The organism is Streptomonospora arabica, assembly GCF_039531585.1.
Lineage (GTDB): Bacteria > Actinomycetota > Actinomycetes > Streptosporangiales > Streptosporangiaceae > Streptomonospora > Streptomonospora halophila.
Genome location: NZ_BAAAQI010000001.1, coordinates 293,834 through 313,057 on the forward strand (window position 1 = coordinate 293,834; position 19,224 = coordinate 313,057).

A 19,224-nucleotide genomic window follows, 5' to 3' on the forward strand; every position below is an offset into this window, starting at 1 on the left:
ACCTCCTCAGTCCGCGGGCTGCATTCCGCGCAGCCGCAGCTCGTCGTTGGTCGCCGAGTCCGGCGTGTAGGACACGTCCGGGGAGATCGCCATGACGCCGGTCATGTGCGCGAGCACCGCGTCGCGGACGACCTCGTCGTTCTGGTAGGCGAGTGCATCGGCGAATGCCTGCTGGCGTGCATCGTCCTGGGCGTTCTCGGCCTCCTCGATCATCGAGTCGAGCTTCTCGGTTCCGTAACTGCTCTGCGCCCCCGAGGAGCCGTAGATCTGCTCCATCGTGAAGGCGGCGTCACCGGCCTGGTTGCCGTGCTGGGCCTGCAGCAGCGTCGGCCCCATGTCGGAGGGGAACGGCCGGAGCAGGTACTCCATCCATGCGTTGACGTCGAGCATCTTGATCTCCACCTCGAGCCCGGCGTCGATCAGGGACCGCTGCACGACCTCCATGGCCTCCGACGCCTTGGGGTAGATGCCGTTGCGGCCGATGATGGTGATGGTCGTGTCGACGGGGACTCCGTCGGCGCGTGCCTCGTCGATCAGGGACTCGGCCTTCTTCGGGTCGTAGGGCCACGGTTCGATACCGTCGTTGTGGCCGGTCACACCCTTGGGAACGATCTGCCCGGCGGGTTGGCCGAGGCCGGAGAAGACGGAGGAGACCAGGCCCTCCTTGTCGATCGCGTAGTTGATGGCACGGCGCACGCGGATGTCGTCGAGCGGCTCCTTGCCGGCGTCGATACGCATGTAGGAGGTCTCGTTGTTCGGATACTCGACCGCGTTGTCACCCGAGCTGTCCTGGGGGGCGAGCCCGACGGCGATGTCGGCCTCGCCCTGGGAGACCATCGCGGCCCGGATGCTGCTTTCGGCGCGCCAGACGTAGCGGGCCGCGGCGTAAGCGGGCTCCTCGCCCCAGTAGTCGTCGTAGCGCTGCAGCTTCAGGTCGACGCCCTGGTTCCATTCCTTGATCTTGTAGGGGCCGGTGCCGATGGGCTCGCGGACCTTGTCTTCGGTGTCGGTGCTGGTCGGCACGATCTCGATGAATGACAGCCGCAGCGGGAGGATCGGGTCGGGCTCGGCTGTGGTCACTTCCAGTGTGTGGTCGCCGACGGCCTCGGCGGTGAGTTCGCTGTCGCCGAAGACGTAGCCGTCGACGTTGCAGCCGATGTCGGAGTCGACGGTGCGGTCGATGGAGAACGCGGCGGCTTCGGCGTCGAAGGCCGTGCCGTCGTGGAAGGTGACTCCCTCGCGCATGGTGAACGTCCACGTGTTGTCGGACGTCTGCTCCCAACCGGTTGCCAGCGCGGGTTCGAGCTCGCCGGTCTTGGCAACGCGCTCGGTGAGCGCCTCGGTGATGTTGGAGCGTGTCACGCGGCCGGTGGCGGTCAGTGAGGCGTCGCAGGGCTCGAGTGTGGGCGGCTCCTCGGGAAGGGCGATACGGACCGTCTCCGCGGATCCGCCGTCGTCGGTGTTCGCGACGGCGCAGGCGGTGCCGGTCAGGAGGAGTCCGAAGGCGGCGAAGACGCCCGGGATTCGCAGCGGCCGGGAACCGGGCGCCGGGGGGAGGTGTGGCATGCGCATGGGTTTCTCCTGGGAGGTGGCTGGAGGAAGTCGCGGGGAAGGTCGGGTGTCTCCGGATGCGGAACACGCGTGATCGGGGTCGGTGTGCCGGTATCCCGGCGGCGCCGGCTACGTGCCGCGCAGGGAGCCGGGCAGCAGCGCCTCAGGTGCGTCCTGGAAGGTGACGGGGCGTTGGAACCGCCGTACCGCGGTCCAGCCGACGGAGGTGTGCGCGCTGTCGGAGGTGGCCGGGTACGGGCCGCCGTGAGTCTGCGCGGCGTTGACGGCCACGCCGGTCGGGAAACCGTTGTGCACAACGCGGCCCGCCAGTTCGGCGAGCTCTGCGGCGAGGGGCGCGAGTCCCGCGTGGTCTTCGGGTTCGGCGTGGATGGTCGCGGTCAGGGAGCCCGGCATCAGCCGCACCGCCTCGAAGAACCGCTCTTCGGACCCGACGTCGACCACCACGGCGACCGGGCCGAAGTGCTCCTCCCGCAACTCCGGCGCCGCCGCCAGGTCGTCGAGCCCCGCCAGCAGCAGGACCGGGGCCGCACGCAGGCCGGGGCCCTCGAAGGCATCCCGCCTCTTCGTCACCACCTCGACTCCGGCGGCGCCGGTGCTGGCCGCAAGCCGATCGGCAAGCGCGTCGCGGGTGGCGGTGTTGAGGAGCACGCCCGGCTCGGCGCCGTCGAGGCGGGCCGCCGCCCTTTCGGCGAACTCGCGGCCCCGCGTGGTGAACACGAGGCCGGGCTTGGTGCACATCTGACCGGCGCCGACGGTCATGGAGGCGGCGAAGCCCTCCGCGATCTCGCCGAGCCGTTCCCGCGCCGCGGCCTCAGTGACGAACACCGGGTTCAGACTGCCCATCTCGGCGAACACCGGGATCGGGCGGGGCCGGGCAGCGGCCAGATCCGTCAGGACGCGGCCCCCGGCGAAGGAGCCGGTGAACCCGACTGCGCGGACCTCCGGCGCGGTGACCAGGGCCGCCCCCGTCTCGTTGCCTGCTCCGTGAAGCAGGGCGAAGGTGCCGGGGTGGGCTCCCGCCGCGGCGACGGCGTCGACGACGGCGCGGCCGACGATCTCGCTCGTGGCCGGGTGCGAGGGGTGCGCCTTCACGAGCACGGGGCATCCCGCCGCCAGCGCCGAGGCGGTGTCGCCGCCGGCGGTGCTGAAGGCGAGCGGGAAGTTCGAAGCGCCGAACACCGCCACCGGGCCGACCGGGAGCAGGACGCGGCGCAGGTCCGGACGGGGCGGATTGGCGTCGGGGGCGGCTTCCACGCGAAGCGCCTCCCGGTAGTCGCCCTCTTCCACGACCCGGGCGAACCCGTTCAGCTGGTTGCGGGTACGGGCCAGTTCGCCTTCGAGGCGCCCTTCGCCGATCCCGGTCTCGGCACCCGCCGCCTCGACGATGCTGTCGCGGGCGGCCTCCAGCCGCTCGGCGACGCCCCGCAGCAGGACCGCCTGCCAGCCTTCGGGCAGGGACCGGTTGGCGTCGTAGGCGGTGCGGGCCAGGTCGGCGGCGCGAGCGACGTCGTCCACACCGCAGGAGGTGAATTCCGGTCCGACCGGTGCAGCAGTGGCCGGGTCGACCGCGCGGAACGCGGCACCCGATCCGCGCAGTTCCTCTCCGCCCAGGAAGCCGGTGCCGGCCGCAGGGAGTGCGTTCTCCGTCGAAGGGTTCATGACGCCACGCACGCGCTCGCGACGGCCAGCCCGCGGTCGATGATGTCGGCCAGTTCGGTCCTGTGTTCAGGAGACGGTTCAGCCAGCGGTGGACGCACGGGCCCGGCCGAGCGCCCGCGGATCTCCAGCCCTGCCTTGACCAGCGAGACGGCGTAGCCGGGGGTGGTGTTGCGCAGCTCGGCGAGCGGCACGTAGAACTCGCGCAGCAGCTCGTCCTGGACGGCCTCGTCGCCGCGCTCCGTGGCGGCGAAGAAGGTGGTCGCGACGGCGGGGGCGAAGGCGAGCACCGCGGAGGAGTAGGCGGCGGCACCGACGGCGCGGTAGGCGCGGGCGAAGGTCTCGGCCGTCGGCATGCCGTTGAGCAGTGGGAGGCGGCCCTCGGTGACGGTCCTGATGCGCTGCAGCAGTTCGATGTCGCCGTGCCCGTCCTTCAGCGCGACGACGCGGTCGCTTCGCGCCAGTTCCGCCGCTGTCTCGGGGGTGAAGACCGCGGTGGAGCGCTGATAGGGGATCAGGCCGAGTCCGGTGGCGCCGAGCAGCTCCCTGTAGTGGGAAAGCAGCCCTCGCTGCGGTCCGACCTGCAGGTAGGGCGGGAGCACAAGCGCGCCGTCGGCGCCCTCGCCCTCGGCCGAGCGGAGGTACTCTTTGGCGACCCGGGCGCCGCCGCCGACGCCTGGCAGTACCGGGACCGTGCCGCCGACGTGCTCGACGGCGGTGCGCACCACCGTACGATGCTCCTCCAGAGTCAGCGAGGCGAACTCACCGGTGCCGCAGGCGACGAACAGCGCTCCGGGGTTGGCCTCGAGCATGTCGTCGAGGTGCTCCTTGAAGCGCGGGAGATCGAGCTCTCCCGCGTCGGTGAAGGGAGTGACCGGAAAGCCGAGCAGTCCGGTGAGGGACTCCCCGAGTTCCGCAGGCGATAACGGCATCAGCGACCTCTTGTCTACATATGGATATATGATCTATGCTGGTAGACCAGCACCGTAAGCTGGTGTTTCAGAGCACGTCAAGGGGAGATATGAGGAAATCCGCAACGACGGGGGCGGAACCCGGCGAGGTCACGGGGGTCCGGACGGTGAAATCTGCCGAACGGGCGATCCTGCTGCTGGAGTACCTGAGCGCCGCCAAAGAGCCGCGCGCGCTCCGCGACGTGGCCGACGACCTGGAAATTCCCCGGGCCAGCGCCTACGCCCTGCTGATGACGCTGGTCCACCGCGGGTGGGTGGAGCCCGACGCGACCGGCTCCGGGTTCCGCCTGGGCATCCGGGCCCTGCGGGTGGGGGCCTCCTATGTGGAGCACGACGACGTCGTGCAACGGGCGCACCGCATCATGGACGAGATGTCGCAGGAGTGGGGGGAGACCGTCCACCTCGCCCGCTTGGACGCCCACGAGATCGTCTACCTGGCGACCTGCATCTCGCGCCATTCTCTCGCGGTCGTCTCCCGTCCCGGCCGCCGACTGCCGTGCTGGGGGACGGGGCTCGGCAAGGCGCTCCTCGCCGAACGTCCGTGGGAGGAAGTCGACGCGCTACTGCCCGAGGCGCTCTCGGCCCGCACCGTCAACACCTTCACCGACCGCGAGGCGCTGCGGGCCGAACTGAAGGCGGTGAAGGAGCGCGATTACGCCATCGACGAGCAGGAGTCCACGATCGGGCTTCGGTGCTTCGCCGTCGCTCTGGACTTCGGCGACGGGGCCGTCCCCAAGGAGGCGCTCAGCTTCTCCGTGCCCATCGTGCGCCTGGACCCTGAACGCGAGCGCGATCTCGTGGCGGCCCTCCTCGATGCCCGCGAACGAATCGTGCGCTGACGCAGCCCGGCGTCGGACAGGTACTCGGCCGGAACCGCAGCGAAGCCGCGGCGTCGGCTGGACTCCGGATCGCCCCGGTGCGCCTCGGCACCGGGGGCGGGTCCAGCAGGCGCCGTACCGACGCCCTGCTCGCCGTGCTGCGCGAGGGCGGGTGGAGCCACCCGCCCACTCGATGAGCCCGGCCGCGAGTCCACTCGCAGCAGCGACGGTGGCGCCGGTGATGAGAGCGGTAGCGACCCCGATCCATCGCAAGGCCGGCCAGAAGCGCCCCGGTGGTGCCGAACACGAGTCCGAACCCGAGACCGGCGATCGAACCTCCCGTGAGTGTGCGCTTGAGGAGAACATGTCGGCGCAGTCGTCCGCTTACCTGCCAATCAGCGGCCCCAGGGGGGTTTCGCGACGATGCAGGACCGGCGGCGCCCAGAACCACGGCAGCGCTCCCCCGCCGCCGGCCCTGGCGGGCGTCGCTGAGCAGGGACAGGGAGGCCGCGACGATCATTCCGTCGACCGACACCGGGAACAGGCCGGCGCGCCAGGCGGGCTCCCCGTGGCGCAGCGCCAGCTCGAACATGTGGGCGTAGGAGACCACCGCCGCGATGGCGGTCAGCAGCAGGACGGTGGCGGTGGTGAAAGAGTAAATCCCGGAAGAATCGGCGAACGCAGCCACGCCTGTCTGCTGTCGCGATCGCCGTCGAAGGCCGGGCGCCGAAACCGCGCGCGGAAGTTGCCGCGCCGCAGTTGCCCGCCCCGCACAGCCGGTGAACACCGCCCCGCCCTTTTTCTTAGCAGGTCACCGCAATCCCGACCGCACCGGAGATGGCGGCGCAGGTGGGCCCGGACGGCCGCCGAGGAGCGGGCCTTGTCGCCCAAACCCAGCGGCGCGAACATCGGGGCATCACCCCGCCGGCCCGGGCTGGTCGCCAGAACCAGGGGGCGAACGGTGCTGGTCGGCCAGCAGGTGGAAACAGGCCCTACAAGCCCTGTCCGTCGGGCCCGCCGCCGGCCGCCGAGCACCGGCGCGGTCGTCTCCCGCACGACGTGCCGCAGCCACCGGCGCCGCTGTCACTCCCGGCCCCTACAGTCCCTCCCATGACGCAACCGACCCCGAAACTCGAGACGCGCGGGGCGGGTGCCGCCAGTGGTGAGTGCGCCCTCACGGCCCGCTGTGCTGAATCGCGGCGCCCGCTGCCCGTTTGCTCTCTGACCTTCTTGACTCAGGTGTTGCCGTGACCTCTGAATCGTTCGACAAACTCAGCCGGTTCCGCACGATGGCCCTCGCTGAGGGCATCCCCGCGGATGATGTCGAGCGGTGGCTCGCCACCGCCCGCCCCTGCGCGAGGCTGGATGGGAAGGGGGACGGGCCGGTCGTGGGTCGGCTCGGCGGCCCGTTGATGCTGCCTGCCGGGGCCCCCGACCCCTGGTTCAGGCTCGCCGCCACCATCGACCTTGCCGCACTGCCCGAGGATGCCACGGATCTCCCTTTGCCCACCGATGGCCACCTGCTGTTGTTCGCCCACCCCGATCCCGATCTGGACGATTTCGGTTACAAATCGCTGGGCAGTGCGCTCCACATCCGCGCCGGTACACCGGTGGAGGAACGCCACGTGGATTTCGGTCCGATACTGGGCGAGCTGTTCGGGGAGGAATTCGGGGAGTTCCCGGAGGGCGAGCTGCGTCTGAGGACCGACCTCTCCCTGCCCATCCACGCCGTGGTTCACGACCCCGGTCCCCCTCCCATCACCATGCGGTTCCCGTCTGATCACCGCACCGTGGAACAAAGGCGGGTTTGGGATCGCGTGCTTGGCGCCTGGGAGAGGAGCATGCCGGACGAGATCGTCCATCCGGGACTCCAGCTCGGCGGATACTCCCGAGACGAGAACAACGAGGAGGACCCCGCCGTTCTGGCTGGGCGGGAGGCGGCAGAAGCGGAGAGCACGGGGGATCTGCCGCCATCCGAGACCGACATACGCCCTGAGGACTGGGTGTGTCTCGCCCAGTGGTGGCACGGTATCGAGGGATTGGAGATGGCTTACTTCTCCTGGTCGATCGCCCGGCAGGATCTGGCCGAAGGACGTTTCGACCGGGTCTTTGCCACCATGACCTGGAACCCCTGACACCCGCCGGGAACGGCAAAATCCTCCCCCACGCCCTGCGGGTTGCTTTCATCGGCCTGGCCCTGGCCGCCTTCGGAGAACGCGGCCAGGGCCACCGCTGAGAAGAGGCTTGCCCCTGAGTAGTGGACACCTCTGACAATGGAAACCAAGGAGCCGTCCACCCGCATGGCCTCACCCATAGGGGCCGCCGGGGCGTTCCGGGCCTTGCTCCGGGAGCGCCCCGGATGCCCGCCCCTCAGCGCTCGTTGCGATGGGAGTTGCGCGACCACGGTCGAGCCGAGCCGACTCTCCTCAATCCCTAATGCCCTCACCAGGGGATTTCGGCGCCTTTCCATTGTGTGAAGGTTCCAGAGGGCGCGTCTCCGTCGAGGAGTGCGACTCGGACGATCTCTCGCGCGGCGTCTTCTACGGTGTCGGTGCCTTGGAAGTTGACGAGCGCGGTGTTCGCGAAGCCGGGTGATACCAGGTTGACCTTGATGTCGGTGCTCTCCTGTTCCACCATCATCGCGAGCGTGATCGCGTTGAGCGCAGTCTTCGACGCGGAATAGACCGGCTCGAATCCGCCGTGAAAGGGGAAATCCGGATCTGCCATGGTCGTCAGCGACCCCATTGCGCTGCTGACGTTGACCACGCGCGCATCCTCGGATCCACGCAGCAACGGCAGCATGGCCTGGTAGACGGCCAGCGGTCCGAAGGCGTTGACCTCCCAGACGGCGCGGATCTCGTCGAGCGGCACGACACTCGGCGCGGAGGACGCCAGCAGCTCCGCCATGTCGCGGATCTCGGTGCGAGTGGTGGAGATCGCGGCATTGTTGACGAGCACGTCGAGCCGGCCCGCGGTGTTGTGGATGACCGCTTCCGCTGACGCGATCGATGCCGTGTCGGTCACGTCCAGCTGTACGGCGGTGGCTCCTGAGCCGATCTCGTGAGCGACGGCCTCGCCCCGGGAGGGATCGCGGGAGCCGACGAACACGCGGAGCCCGGCCGTGGCCAGCTCCTGCGCGACGCGTTTGCCCATCCCCTGGTTCGCTCCGGTGACCAGTGCAATACGTCCCTCGGACATATGCTTCTCCGTACGTTGTCGGTGGCTCGAGAGGGCCGAGTGTGTGGACCGCCCGGGCCCTGGCCTCGGCCGCCGGGCTGGTGCCGGCCCCGCTCGGCGCCTTTCGATCCACCCTGCGCCACGGCGACGGGCTGCGGGGAGACTCGCTCGGGGATGGTCCTCTCAGGACCACCCCGCGATCGGGGAGGGAGAATAGGCACTATGCCGACGAAGCCGAGACAAGAGTTCGGACGCTACCTACGCGCGCGCCGGGCGAGCGTGGCGCCCCAAGCGCAAGCAAGCGAGGCCCGTCGTTCCCGCCGACAGGTGCGCGGGCTGCGCCGCCAGGAACTGGCAGCGGTCGCGGAGATCTCCGTCGAGTACCTGATCCGCCTCGAACAGGGCCGGGTCGCGCATCCTTCGCGAGGAGTGCTGTCCTCCCTCGCCCGTGCGCTCGAGCTGCTACCGGGCCAGCGGGATCATCTCTTCCGTCTCGCAGGCGAGCTGCCGCCCGAGCCGACGAGCCCGAGCGAGCAGGTCAGGCCGGGCCTGTCTCATCTGCTCGAAGGCCTCACGACTCCGGCGACCGTTCACGATGGCCGACTGGATGTCTTGGCTCGCAACAGCGCCGCAACCGAACTTCTCGGACAACCACACGGCACAGGCCCCTACGACCGCAATATCGTCTACCAGGGCTTTGCTCCATCGGCTCGGCGCGTCCTCGGGGAAGAGGGAGCCGCTAGGTACGGACGATGGGCGACAGCGGAGCTGCGGACCGCCATCGCGCGCTACCCGCACGATGCCCGACTCCAGGGCTTGGTCAAGGAGCTGACCGCCACCAGTGCGGATTTCCGCCGCCATTGGGGATGCGGCGAAGTCGCGTGCGAACGATCCGGGATCAAGAGACTGCTCCACCCGGCGAAGGGCTGGCACACGTTCCACAGTGAGATGCTGCACGATGCGCAGCAGGATCACTGGGTCGTCATCTACACCCCCACCACGTAGCCCGCGCCGAATCCCGCCGAGGGCTGCACATAGGCAAGGACCTCGACAATCGCCTTCGCGAGAGAAGGCCCGACCCGAGCAGGGCCCGATAGCCGGCACCGAACGCTGCCGGCGGCACCGCCGCCTCCCGGAATCGACCGGCGCCGAACCCCGCGCCCATTCCAGAGTGGCCGCCGGCCGACGCCTACTCCTGCTGGGCAGCCTGCTCAGCGGCACGGCTGAGCCACCTCGACTCCCCTTGGAAGGCGTCCAGTCGCCCGCGGGAGCCCCGCCCGAACGCCTTCTGGTAGTCCTGTGCCAATCGGCGGTACAGCTGCGCCGCGCCGTGGGCGTCTCCGGCCTGCCCCGTCATCTCCGCGTGCTCCATCCGGGCCTTCAGCGTCTCCGGGTGCGTCGGCCCGAGGCGCCGCGCGAGCTCGCGCGCGTCGTTCTCGATCCTGCGCGCGAAATCGTCAGACGCACCGACAGGCGCGTCGTAGGAAGCGGGGAGTCCGCCACTTTCCCTGCTCGGCACCGCGCCGGGAGCGCTATGGGCGGCCGCCCTGGCGCGCTCGGCCACCACTCGGGCGTCCCCCGGCCGATCATCGGGGTCCTTCTGCAATAGGTCCAGGGCGAGGCGGCTCAGCGGCGGCGGGATTCCCGGCGCCAGCCGTCCGGGCGGCACGACGGTCTCCGACCGGTGGGCACGTTGGAGGTAGACCAGCGGCGCCTGATGGGAGCCGAAGGGCGGCTTCCCGGTGAGCATCTCGTAGAGGACGCACCCCACGGCGTAGAGGTCGGTCCGGGCGTCGCCCCGTTCGCCGCGCCAGCGCTCCGGCGCCGCGTAGCAGGCGGTGAGGTGGACACCCGGTGTTGTTGTGGGGCGCCCCAAAAAGCCCGCAATTCCGAAATCCACCAGCTTCGCGTCGCCCTCGTCGGTGATCATGATGTTCGCCGGTTTGACGTCGCGGTGGACGATTCGCCGCTGGTGCGCCGCCGCGAGGCCGCGGCAGATCTGCTCGATCCACCGCAGCAGCGAGGCGTTGGGCGGCCGCGCCTGCTCGCGGAGTTGGTCGCGCAGAGAGCCGCCGCGCACGTATTCCATAATCAGCCACAGATTCGCACCGGTGAGGATGAAGTCGTGTATCGCCACCACGTAGGGGCTGTTGACGTGCGCCAGGGCGGTGATCTCACGGCGGAGCGCCTGCACCTCGTCGTGGGCCGCGTCGGCCGGGCAGTCCTTTACGGCGACGTCGCGGTCGAGCTTGTGGTCGCGTGCGCGCCATACGCGGCCGTGCCCACCGCGGCCCACGACTTCGGTGAGTTCGAACCTGTCGTCCAGCCACGTGGTGGCGGTCATCGCGCCCCCGCCCCTCCGCCGGGGACGCGGACGGCTACACGGCTCCGGTCCTCAGCGCGTGTGCTTCTCCGCATGTTCGACGGCCTCCTCGACAACGGGTGCAGGACCGGCCGCGGTGTGCCGTGCGGTGTCGCCCCGCCCCGGAGACTCGTGGCCGTCCACACGGGTCCAACCGGGGGAGAGCATGACGGTCGGGGGCGCTGCTGATGCGGAGCGCGTCTCGATCTCGTCCAGGACCGCGACCAGAGCCGGCAAGCCCTGGGTCTCTGCCCGCGCCCACAGCATCCGGCATTCCTCGTGTTCGCGCACCACCGCTTCAAGCCGCTCCTGAGCCTCGCGGGTGCGGCTCGCGCGGTAGTAGTCGTTCTCGGCTTCGATGGGCGGGACACGCTTGCGCAGCCGCCCCAGCGCCAAGCGCGCGGCGCCGACAGTGAGCAACGCGGCCAGGACGGCGGAGATCACGTACCCCGAGCCGACGAACAGCGGCATGCCGAGGGTCACCGCCACGAACAGTACGAGGCAGCCGAGAACCACTGCGACATTCAACGTGCGGCGCATCCGCCGCACATTGAGAAGATGGTCGCCAAGCTCGGCCGCCAGCTTCTTTCCGGAGACCGGGGAGGCGGGGTCGGTGGGCAGGGCGTGCTGCCAGTGGCCGACATGCACGACGACGTCCGCGGGCCGCCGTTGGCGGGAACGCATCGAGACGGTCTCGCCCGCGGCCGTGATCCAGTCGCGCGCGCAGCTCACAGCCAGGCGCTTGGCCTCCGCGCCCAACTGCGTGTGCTCGGCCGCGCTGGGGAACGCCGCGTGCGTCAAGAGCGTGGGTAGGTCCATCGTGGTATTGGCGGCCGGGCTGCGGTCGCCTTCGGCGGCCCGCACCACGTCGCCCCCGTACTCGATGATCCTTTTCTGCACGTCGATTTCGCGCTGGAGGGCCGCCTCGTCGTCGGACTGCTGGTTGACCAGGTGGTCGAGCGCGCTGTGCACGATGCCGTCGCCGTAGGCACCGGTCACGATGCCGTTCGCAGTGCCCAGTAGCTCCTCGCGCAGCCGGTCGGCCACGTAGAGGCAGGAACGGGATTGGCGGTAGGCCTCGGCCACCTTCGGCCAGTCGGAGGCGCATTCGGCGAGAGTCGGCGTCGCGTCGTCCAGATGCGGAGTCTCATCGGCGAACAGCTCGATCAGCTTGGCGACCTGGACGCGGTTGGTTTCGTCGGTGAACATTTCGCGACGCCAGCGGCTCAGCGCCTCCTCGGCGTGCGTACGGCAGCTACGCCCCAGCGCGCCGCTCGCAACGGCGTCGAGCAGCACCAGGAAGTCGCGGTCGAGCGCCTCCGGGTCGACGGTCTGCAGGTATCCCTCCAGCCAGAAGGCCGCCCCCTTTTCGTCGTCGGCCCGTGTAAGCGCCAGAGCCATGAACAGCCGCGTCCGCGCTTCGTCCAGAGGCAGGGCCGTACGGCTGGCGAGTTCGTAGCGCTCGTGGTCCTTCAGGTAGGTCGAGGCGAACATCAGGGCCGCCGGCGCGAGCCAGTACCCGGGCGTAGCCAGCGCGACCTGGGTGGTGTACTCCCGCAGGGAGTCGCGATCGATGAACCCGGACTGGACGGCGTCCATGGCGATCTCGTTGATGACGCTCTCGGCCAGTCGGCGGGCTCGTGCCCTGTCGCCGAAGCGGCGCTCCATCTGCTGGGTGAGCTCCCCGATGCGGTGGTGGGCGAGCTGGACGGTGCGTTCGCGGTCGAACTCCGCGCTGAGGCGCTGGAGCGCCTCCAGCGTCTTCTTCGCCGTGGCGGCGGTGGTGCCGAGATCGCGTTCGAGCCGGGCCAGGCGTAGGGACACGTCCGCGCGCAGAGAGTTGATCTCGGAGGCGATGCGGCCGGTGTCAGGGACGGAGGAATTGGTCATGAGGCCTCCTCTTCCGCGGACCGCTCATCGAGGCGGCGCCCTGAGGGATGTGCGAAGGTGCCGACCCTGGTAAGCCGGATCCTATTCCAACTCTGAGACCCGCCGCTCCCGGAATGGGGTGGCATGGAACCCGCATTCGCTGTGCGACTGTCCGTCCGTTTCCGCGTTTTCGTCGGTCGCTCGAACTTCTCATTCCGAATGGGACAGGTGTCGGGCGTTGTTGCTGCTCGGATCGCTGTAGGAGCCGTCGGCCGGAATCGCGAGGGTTCGGCGCCGACCTCGACCTCCTGCGGGAAGAGCCGACCCTGTTCTCTTCCGCCTCGGGCGCGACAAAGCGCTCGCCAAGCGCGTCGCTTCGACAGCAGCGCCCTCAAACGAAAAGGACAGGATGTAATCATGCTTATGTCCGGCGCCGGAGTAGGGGCTGGACTGCCCGGGCCCCGCGTGGGCGCGGAGCAACCGAATGAGCGGCGCGTTTACGGGACAGCCTGTTCACTCCAGCCGAATCGGACGAACCGCACGCCACACCTCCTCGGGGGCGCGGCCTTGGTCGATGTCGCGGGCGACGGCGGATCCGGGGCGCTCCGGGGGGAAGGGCCGGGGCGCCCCGGCGGCTCTTACTCCGCCCGCAGGTTGTCCGGGCGGACGAGCCGGGTCAGGACCGGCAGGCTGAGCAGGACGATGCCGAGAACGACCGCGGCCGCCACGGCGGCGATGGCGGCGATCGCGGCCGGGTCGAACTCCACGGGGTAGTCGAGTACGCGCAGCAGTAGCCCGGCGAGGGTGGCGCCGACCGCGACGGCGACGAGCAGACCCGTGGCGAGCGGTATCGCCGCCTGGTAGAGCACCGACACCGCAAGCGTCCGCTTTCGCACCCCCGAGGCGGCGAGCACCGCCAGGGGCCGCCTGCTCTCGCGCAGCTGCTCGACCGTGGAGATCAGCAGCCCCAGCCCGATGACGGCCAGGGACGCCGAGACCACCGCGGTCAGCACGCCCCTGATCGGGTCGATGACCTCGGCGCCGCCCGGCATCCGGTTGACCTTGGTGTGGGCCAGTGGGCTGATTCCGCGGAGCGCGGTGCGAACCTCGTCCAGGGACTCCTGTGTGGCGGGCTTGAGGTCGAAGGCCAGGTGGACGGCGGTCGGCGGAAGGCCCGCGCCGCTGACGGCCCCCGGCGTGGCCAGCACACCGCCGCCCGAACCGGCCGGCGCGCTCACTCCGGCCCCCTCGGCGGCGTCGTCGGGCTCCGGTGGCGGGACCGTGCGGGTGGCGGCGGGCAGCGTCCACGAGACCTCGGCGCCGAGGCCGGAGATCCGCAGCCGGTCGCCGGCCGCCGCGCGGGCACCGCCGTCTACGACGAAGACGTCCCCGTCGGAGCACGCACCGACGCGGGCGTGCTCGCGCAGCGCCGCGCAATCGCCGACCCGCACCGGCACCTCCCCGGCCGGGGCCGTCGCGGTGAGGTACTCGGTGACCGCACGCACGTCGCGGACCTGCGGCAGCGCTCCCAGTTGAGCGGCGGCTTCGGCAGCGGCCGCGGGCGACCGGTCCGGGATCTTCGCCGAGTAGAGGGGCTCGCCCGGGGTCATCGGGCGGGGGTCGGCGAGGTCCTGCTCCACCCCGGCGAACACCGTCTGCAGCGCGATGACGCCCGCGACGGCCACCACCACACCGGCCACGATGCGCGTTTCCGCGACTCCGTCCGCGCGCAGTCGGCGCACGGCCAGCAGCCGCGCCACACCGCCGCGGCGCGCCCGGGACACCATCATCTGGAACAGCCAGGGGGTCACCGCGGCGGCGCCCAGCAGGAACAGCACCATCCCGGAGACGGTCAGCAACTGGACGGAGCCCGAGCCGAACCCCTCGCTCCCGGTCGCGGCGGGGGCCAGCAGCGCGGCGCCGACCGCGAGCGGCGCGGCACGCCACCACAGCCTGCGGCGCGGCCGGGATGCGCGACGCGTCACCCCGAGCGGGTCGGCGGCCGCCCGCGCGGTGGAGACGAGGGTGACGGCGACCGCGAGCCCGACCACCCCGACCGACACCACGGCCGCGAGAAGGGGGTGGGGCACGATGTCGGCGGCGAACACGTCGATACCGCCCGGCCGCAGCGGCGGCACGGCCTGGCGCAACGGCACGAAGAGCCCGACGCCGACGGCGAGCCCGGCCAGGGCGCCGACGAGGGTCTCGCCGCACGCGGTGCGTGCGGCGGCCCACCGGTCCGCGCCGATCAGCCGCAGCGCCGCGAGCCTGCGGTCGCGCTGGTCGGCGCCGAAGCGCAGCGCTGCCGCCACGAACACGCCCAGCGGGAGCAGGGCGACGACCGTGGCCAGCACCAGCAGCAGCAGGATGGCCGGGTCGGCCGCGGAGTCGGCGCGCGGCCTGGAGAAGTCGTCTATTCGCGTGACCAGCGCCGCCCTCATGTCCGTGGAGAGGACACCGTCGTCGGCGCCGGCGTAGTAGGCGAACTCGTGCGGGCCGAGCAGCCCCGCGTCGCCGATGGTGCCGACGACGCGGTAGTCGAGCCGCTCCCGCAGGAGCCGGTGTTCAGGCGAATCCAGCAGCCGTGCCAGGGCGGGCGAGACCACCATCTCGCCGGGGCCGGGGAGTTCGGCGACGCCGGGCGGCCGGGGCGGGCGCGGGCCCTCGGGCTCGACGATCTGGCCGTAGATCCGGTGGTCGGCGTATTCCGTGGTCGCATAGGCGATGAGCAGCGTCTCGGCCGAGGGCTCGGTGATCCGTGGCGCCGCCATGTCGTAGGAGCGCGCCTCGTCGCGCTGCTTGCGCGCGTCCAGGAGGGTCGGTACGGATGCCGCGGCGAGCAGCAGGGCCACCGCCGCCCCGACGGCCACGGCGATCAGCCCGAGCCGCGCCCAGGAGTCGCGGCCGCCCGACACCGACATCCGCGCGCCGAGGGCGGCCTCGCGGAACCAGCGCAGCGGCGCCGCCTGGCGGCGCGCCCCCCGCCCGGTCATCCGGCGGCGTCCGGAACGAGATCGCGAGTGCGGCCGTCGCGGACGCCGACTTCGCGATCGGCGTAGGCGGCGACTCGGGCCTCGTGGGTGACGAGCACGACCGCGGTGCCGCTGCCGCGTGCGGCGTCGGCAAGCAGCCGCATCACCTTCTCCTCGTTGAGGGAGTCGAGCGCGCCCGTTGGCTCATCGGCGAACAGCACAGCGGGTTCGATGATGAGCGCCCTGGCCAGGCTGACACGCTGTCCCTCACCGCCGGAGACCTCGCCGGGGCGCTGCGTGGCGGTGTGATCGACGCCCAGGCGCGCCAGCCAATCCGCTGCGCGGCGGTGGGCCTTCTTGCGGGAGACGCCGTTGAGGCGCAGCGGCAGGGCTGTGTTCTCCAGGCAGCTCAGCTCGGGGACGAGCCCCCCGGTCTGGAACAGGAAGCCGAAGTCGCCGCGGCGCAACGCGCTGCGCTCGCTCTCCGACATCGCGCCCAGGTCGCGGCCCCGGTAGCGGACCGTCCCGCTGTCGGGGCGGATGATCCCGCCCAGGCAGTGCAGCAGGGTGGTCTTGCCGGAACCGGAGGAGCCCATGATCGCCACGATCTCGCCGGGAGCGGCGTCGAAGGAAGCGCTGTGCAGGGCTGTTGTGGGGCCGTAGGACTTGGCCAGGTCCTGTGCGGTCAGGAGGGCTCGGCCGGGGCTCTCGGAGGAGGCGGTGCGGCTCATGCGCGGACCTCCCGGGCGAGTTCGTCCAGGCGGGCGGCGGTCAGTTCCAGCCAGCGCAGGTCGGCCTCCAGGTGGAAGAGGGCGTGGTCGCAGATCAGGATCTCGGCCAGGTCTCCGCCGGCCTTGCGCCGGGTGAGGTCGCGCATGGCTTCGAGGTGGGCTCCGCGCTGCGCGTCCAGCAGGTCGGCGGCGGGACGGCCGGCCAGCAGGGCGAGGACCACCTTGGCGTAGAGCGTGCTCTGCAGGTACTGCTGGGGCGCTTCGGGTGTGGCCAGCCAGGCGTCGAGATCGGTGACGCCTGCGTCGGTGATGGCGTAGCGCTTGCGCTCGGGCCCGGCCCCGGACTCGGTGGCGGCGACCTCGACCAGCCCTTTCTTCAGCAGACGCGCGAGCGCCGCGTAGACCTGCCCGTAGTGCATCGGCCGGTCGATCCCGAAGCGCTCGTCGTAGGCGCGCTTGATGTCGTAGCCGTGAGCGGGGCCGTTCTCCAGCAGCCCGAGCACGGTGTGTGCGAAAGACATGGCGGCACTATACACCCCATCTATACATCGCGTGTATAGAAAGGTGCCGAATGTGGAGCGGATCCCTCCCCGCCTCGTCTCGCGGCTCGCCCCACAGCGTGCAGGCGGACCGGCACCCGACTTGGCGGGCTGATCCCCGTGCGCGGGACGGCATGGACGCGCTCACCGTCCGCGCGCTCGCTCCCCGGCTCGACGTCGGAGCCCCGGCGCTGTACTGGCATGTCCGCAACAAGCAGGAGCTGCTCGACGAGATGAGCACCTTCGTCATGCGCCGCGTCACCGACGCGCTCTCGAAGGTTCCTCCCGGAGCGAGCTGGCGCGACGATGTAGCCGCCTACGCCCGCGTCCTGCGCTCGGAGTACCTGCTCTACCGCGACGGGGCGCGCATCTTCAGCGGCACGCGGATCGCCGACCCGGACGTGGTGAAGGCGAAGGAGCCCTGGCTCGCGCGCTTGACGGCGGCCGGTTTCACGCTCGCCGCGGCAGACGACGCCCTCGACCTGGTCACCGCATTCGTGGTCGGCTTCGTCATCGAGGAGCAGGAGCGGAACCGATCGACCGAGACCGGCCCGGACCGCTACTCGCTCGCCGAGCGCGACGCGTGGCTGGGCGACGGGGCCGAACTCGTCAAGGCCGCGGGGCACCTCCGCGACGACGGCGACCCGCGATTCGAACGTCAGCTCACCGCCTTACTCGACGGGCTCGCCTAGACCCGGCGAGCGGCGCTCGTTCCCCTACGCTTCAGCAGGCTGCGGCGGCGAGAGCCCTTCGAGCCGCGCGCGCGAAATAGCCACCGCGCGGACGGCGTTGTGGCCTGCACCATGGACGAAGCAGCCGAACCCGAGCGCCCCGGAACGGACCACCGCGCGGCAGCGGAGCGGATTCGCCAGGCCAGAGCCGAAGCGGAGGGACTGGCCGAATCCCTGATGCGCCAGTGGGACGGCGTCGTCGAGGCGGCCGCGTTGACGGGCAACGACGACGAGCACGATCCCGAGGGACCCACGATCGCCTACGAACGCCAGCAGCTCCAGGCCATGCGGGACCACGTGCGCGGCGAGCTCACTGATCTCGAACGGGCCGCCCAGCGGCTGCGCGACGGCGTGTACTGGACGTGTGAGGGCTGCGGAGGTCCGATCGCCGCGGCGCGCCTCAGCGCGCGCCCCACCGCCCGAACGTGTATCGGCTGCGCGTCCCCGGGCACCGCGCAGACCCGCCACCGGAGGTGATCGGCAGCGCTCCCCGCACCGGCGTCCCCGCGTCCTCTGCTCGCCGGTCGTGGCGGAGCGGGCGCTGCGCGCCCCGCAACGACGGCAGGACTCTCCCGGCGAACCGGAGCATCGCCCTGGCCACCGGCGCTGAGCACGGGCTGATCCGGGCACGGCACCACCTCCGGCGCGCGGGTGGCGCGGTGCCGGGCACCGAACCCGCCGGCGAGCGCGCACTCACCGAGTCCGCGGCCCGGCCCCCGCCGTCTGGCGGCTCGACGCCACCCGGATCGGCGCGTTGTCGAATTCACCGCCGTGCGGAGCACGCGGCGGAGGCGGTTCGGCCTGGAGGCCTTCGGCTGACCGGGGCGCGGCTTCACCAGCTGAGCGCGGCCTTCACAGGCAGGTGGTCGCTGCCGGTGGTCGACAGCACCCGCGCGCTCTCCGCCTCCACGCCGCGCACGAGGATGTGGTCGATCCGCGCCACCGGGAACGCCGCCGGCCAGCTGAAGCCGAACCCGGCCCCGGCCTCGTCGTGGGCCGAGTGCAGTCGCGCGGTGAGGCCGTCGAACGCGCGGTCGTCCATGGTGCCGTTGAGGTCGCCGAGCACGACCATCCGCTCGTTCTGCTCGGCGGCGACGGCCTTGGCGAGCGCCTCGGCGTTCCTGTCCCGCGAGTCCGTCCAGAATCCTCCCCTGGGCATGACCCGTACGGACCCCAGGTGCGCCACGTACACCGCCAGCGGCCCCCGGTCCGTGGTCACCGTGGCGCGCAGCGCCCGGGTGTAGCCCATCGTGACCTCGTCCGGCTTGGTCTCCGCCAGCGGCCCGGCGTCCATCTTGATGTCGACCGGCGCGGTGTCGGCGAGCGGCAGCTTGCTCCAGAGGCCGACCGTGCCCTGCACCGTGTGGTGGGGGTACGCCTCCGCCAGCTCCTTCCCGTACACCGGCTGCGCCTGTGCGGTGATCTCCTCCAGCGCCAGCAGGTCCGCCCCGGTGGCGGCCAGGTCGCGGGCGGTGCCGGCCGGGTCGGGGTTGGCGGCGCCGACGTTGTGGCTGACCACCGTGATGTCGCCGCCCGCGTGGGACTTGTCGGCGAGCAGCCCGCCGAAGAGGTTCAGCCAGACCAGCGCCGGCACCAGCAGCGCGGCCACCGCCGCGGCGGAGCGGCGCCACAGCGCCCCCGCCAGCAGCACCGGGATGAACAGGCCGAACCACGGCAGGAAGGTCTCCACGAGGCTGCCGAGGCCCGCGAGCCGATTGGGGATCTGCGCGTGCAGCAGCAGGAGCAGGCTCAGCAGCAGCGCCAGCGCCGCGAGCACCGGGCCGCGCTTCCAGGGCCCGGGCCGGGTAGCGGTGCGAAGTGCCCTG

The 19,224-nt window shown here is 71.2% G+C and carries 16 protein-coding genes; 5 read left to right on the top strand and 11 right to left on the bottom strand.

All coding sequences use genetic code 11. The features are described from left to right. Window positions 1-6 precede the first annotated feature (6 nt). The 3 genes from ABD284_RS01275 to ABD284_RS01285 form a co-directional block, all read right to left on the bottom strand. A complete protein-coding gene (locus tag ABD284_RS01275; RefSeq protein WP_344140015.1) occupies window positions 7-1,572 on the bottom strand; it encodes an ABC transporter substrate-binding protein in 1,566 nt (521 codons plus the stop codon). Between the two features lie 108 nt (window positions 1,573-1,680). Further along, complete coding sequence (locus ABD284_RS01280; RefSeq protein ID WP_344140018.1) at window positions 1,681-3,231, bottom strand: aldehyde dehydrogenase (NADP(+)); 1,551 nt, start codon at window positions 3,229-3,231, stop codon at window positions 1,681-1,683. Further along, on the bottom strand, window positions 3,228-4,160 hold the full coding sequence (locus tag ABD284_RS01285; RefSeq protein ID WP_344140021.1) for a 5-dehydro-4-deoxyglucarate dehydratase: 933 nt from the start codon (window positions 4,158-4,160) through the stop codon (window positions 3,228-3,230). Before ABD284_RS01285 ends, ABD284_RS01280 begins: the two co-directional genes overlap by 4 nt. Before the next feature lie 146 nt (window positions 4,161-4,306). On the opposite strand from ABD284_RS01285, the gene ABD284_RS01290 reads away from it, so the two are divergent. Next, window positions 4,307-5,038, top strand: coding sequence for an IclR family transcriptional regulator (locus ABD284_RS01290; RefSeq protein WP_344140024.1), 732 nt, complete (start codon window positions 4,307-4,309; stop codon window positions 5,036-5,038). On the opposite strand, the gene ABD284_RS01295 is transcribed toward ABD284_RS01290, so the two are convergent. Then, entirely contained in the window at window positions 4,944-5,609 is a 666-nt protein-coding gene (locus ABD284_RS01295; protein ID WP_386699318.1) for a DUF2637 domain-containing protein, read from the bottom strand. The two genes, ABD284_RS01290 and ABD284_RS01295, sit on opposite strands and share 95 nt — an antisense overlap. A gap of 655 nt (window positions 5,610-6,264) precedes the next feature. Here ABD284_RS01295 and ABD284_RS01300 point away from each other — a divergent pair. Beyond that, entirely contained in the window at window positions 6,265-7,152 is an 888-nt protein-coding gene (locus ABD284_RS01300; protein ID WP_344140031.1) for a YwqG family protein, read from the top strand. Window positions 7,153-7,459: 307 nt separating this feature from the next. Here ABD284_RS01300 and ABD284_RS01305 read toward each other — a convergent pair whose 3' ends face one another. Beyond that, window positions 7,460-8,215, bottom strand: coding sequence for an SDR family NAD(P)-dependent oxidoreductase (locus tag ABD284_RS01305; RefSeq protein WP_344140034.1), 756 nt, complete (start codon window positions 8,213-8,215; stop codon window positions 7,460-7,462). Window positions 8,216-8,416: 201 nt separating this feature from the next. On the opposite strand from ABD284_RS01305, the gene ABD284_RS01310 reads away from it, so the two are divergent. Beyond that, window positions 8,417-9,199 (top strand): helix-turn-helix domain-containing protein, encoded by a 783-nt coding sequence (locus tag ABD284_RS01310; protein WP_344140037.1) that lies wholly within the window; start codon window positions 8,417-8,419, stop codon window positions 9,197-9,199. A 184-nt stretch (window positions 9,200-9,383) separates the two neighbouring features. On the opposite strand, the gene ABD284_RS01315 is transcribed toward ABD284_RS01310, so the two are convergent. The 5 genes from ABD284_RS01315 to ABD284_RS01335 form a co-directional block, all read right to left on the bottom strand. Next, a complete protein-coding gene (locus ABD284_RS01315) occupies window positions 9,384-10,538 on the bottom strand; it encodes a serine/threonine-protein kinase (RefSeq protein WP_344140040.1) in 1,155 nt (384 codons plus the stop codon). Between the two features lie 51 nt (window positions 10,539-10,589). Next, window positions 10,590-12,446, bottom strand: a complete 1,857-nt coding sequence (locus ABD284_RS01320; RefSeq protein ID WP_344140042.1) for a hypothetical protein — start codon at window positions 12,444-12,446, stop codon at window positions 10,590-10,592. A 617-nt stretch (window positions 12,447-13,063) separates the two neighbouring features. Beyond that, window positions 13,064-15,418: an FtsX-like permease family protein gene (locus tag ABD284_RS01325; protein ID WP_344140044.1), complete on the bottom strand. Its 2,355-nt coding sequence runs from the start codon at window positions 15,416-15,418 to the stop codon at window positions 13,064-13,066. Continuing rightward, window positions 15,415-16,128, bottom strand: coding sequence for an ABC transporter ATP-binding protein (locus ABD284_RS01330; protein WP_344140047.1), 714 nt, complete (start codon window positions 16,126-16,128; stop codon window positions 15,415-15,417). Before ABD284_RS01330 ends, ABD284_RS01325 begins: the two co-directional genes overlap by 4 nt. Continuing rightward, window positions 16,125-16,649: a PadR family transcriptional regulator gene (locus tag ABD284_RS01335; RefSeq protein ID WP_344140050.1), complete on the bottom strand. Its 525-nt coding sequence runs from the start codon at window positions 16,647-16,649 to the stop codon at window positions 16,125-16,127. The genes ABD284_RS01330 and ABD284_RS01335 overlap by 4 nt, the downstream gene beginning before the upstream one ends. Before the next feature lie 152 nt (window positions 16,650-16,801). On the opposite strand from ABD284_RS01335, the gene ABD284_RS01340 reads away from it, so the two are divergent. Continuing rightward, the gene (locus ABD284_RS01340; protein ID WP_344140053.1) at window positions 16,802-17,359 is read left to right on the top strand and encodes a TetR/AcrR family transcriptional regulator C-terminal domain-containing protein; all 558 of its coding nucleotides are present in this window, start codon (window positions 16,802-16,804) and stop codon (window positions 17,357-17,359) included. A gap of 111 nt (window positions 17,360-17,470) precedes the next feature. Continuing rightward, a complete protein-coding gene (locus ABD284_RS01345) occupies window positions 17,471-17,875 on the top strand; it encodes a TraR/DksA family transcriptional regulator (protein WP_344140056.1) in 405 nt (134 codons plus the stop codon). 355 nt (window positions 17,876-18,230) lie between these two features. Here ABD284_RS01345 and ABD284_RS01350 read toward each other — a convergent pair whose 3' ends face one another. Further along, complete coding sequence (locus ABD284_RS01350; RefSeq protein ID WP_344140059.1) at window positions 18,231-19,175, bottom strand: endonuclease/exonuclease/phosphatase family protein; 945 nt, start codon at window positions 19,173-19,175, stop codon at window positions 18,231-18,233. Window positions 19,176-19,224 lie beyond the last annotated feature (49 nt).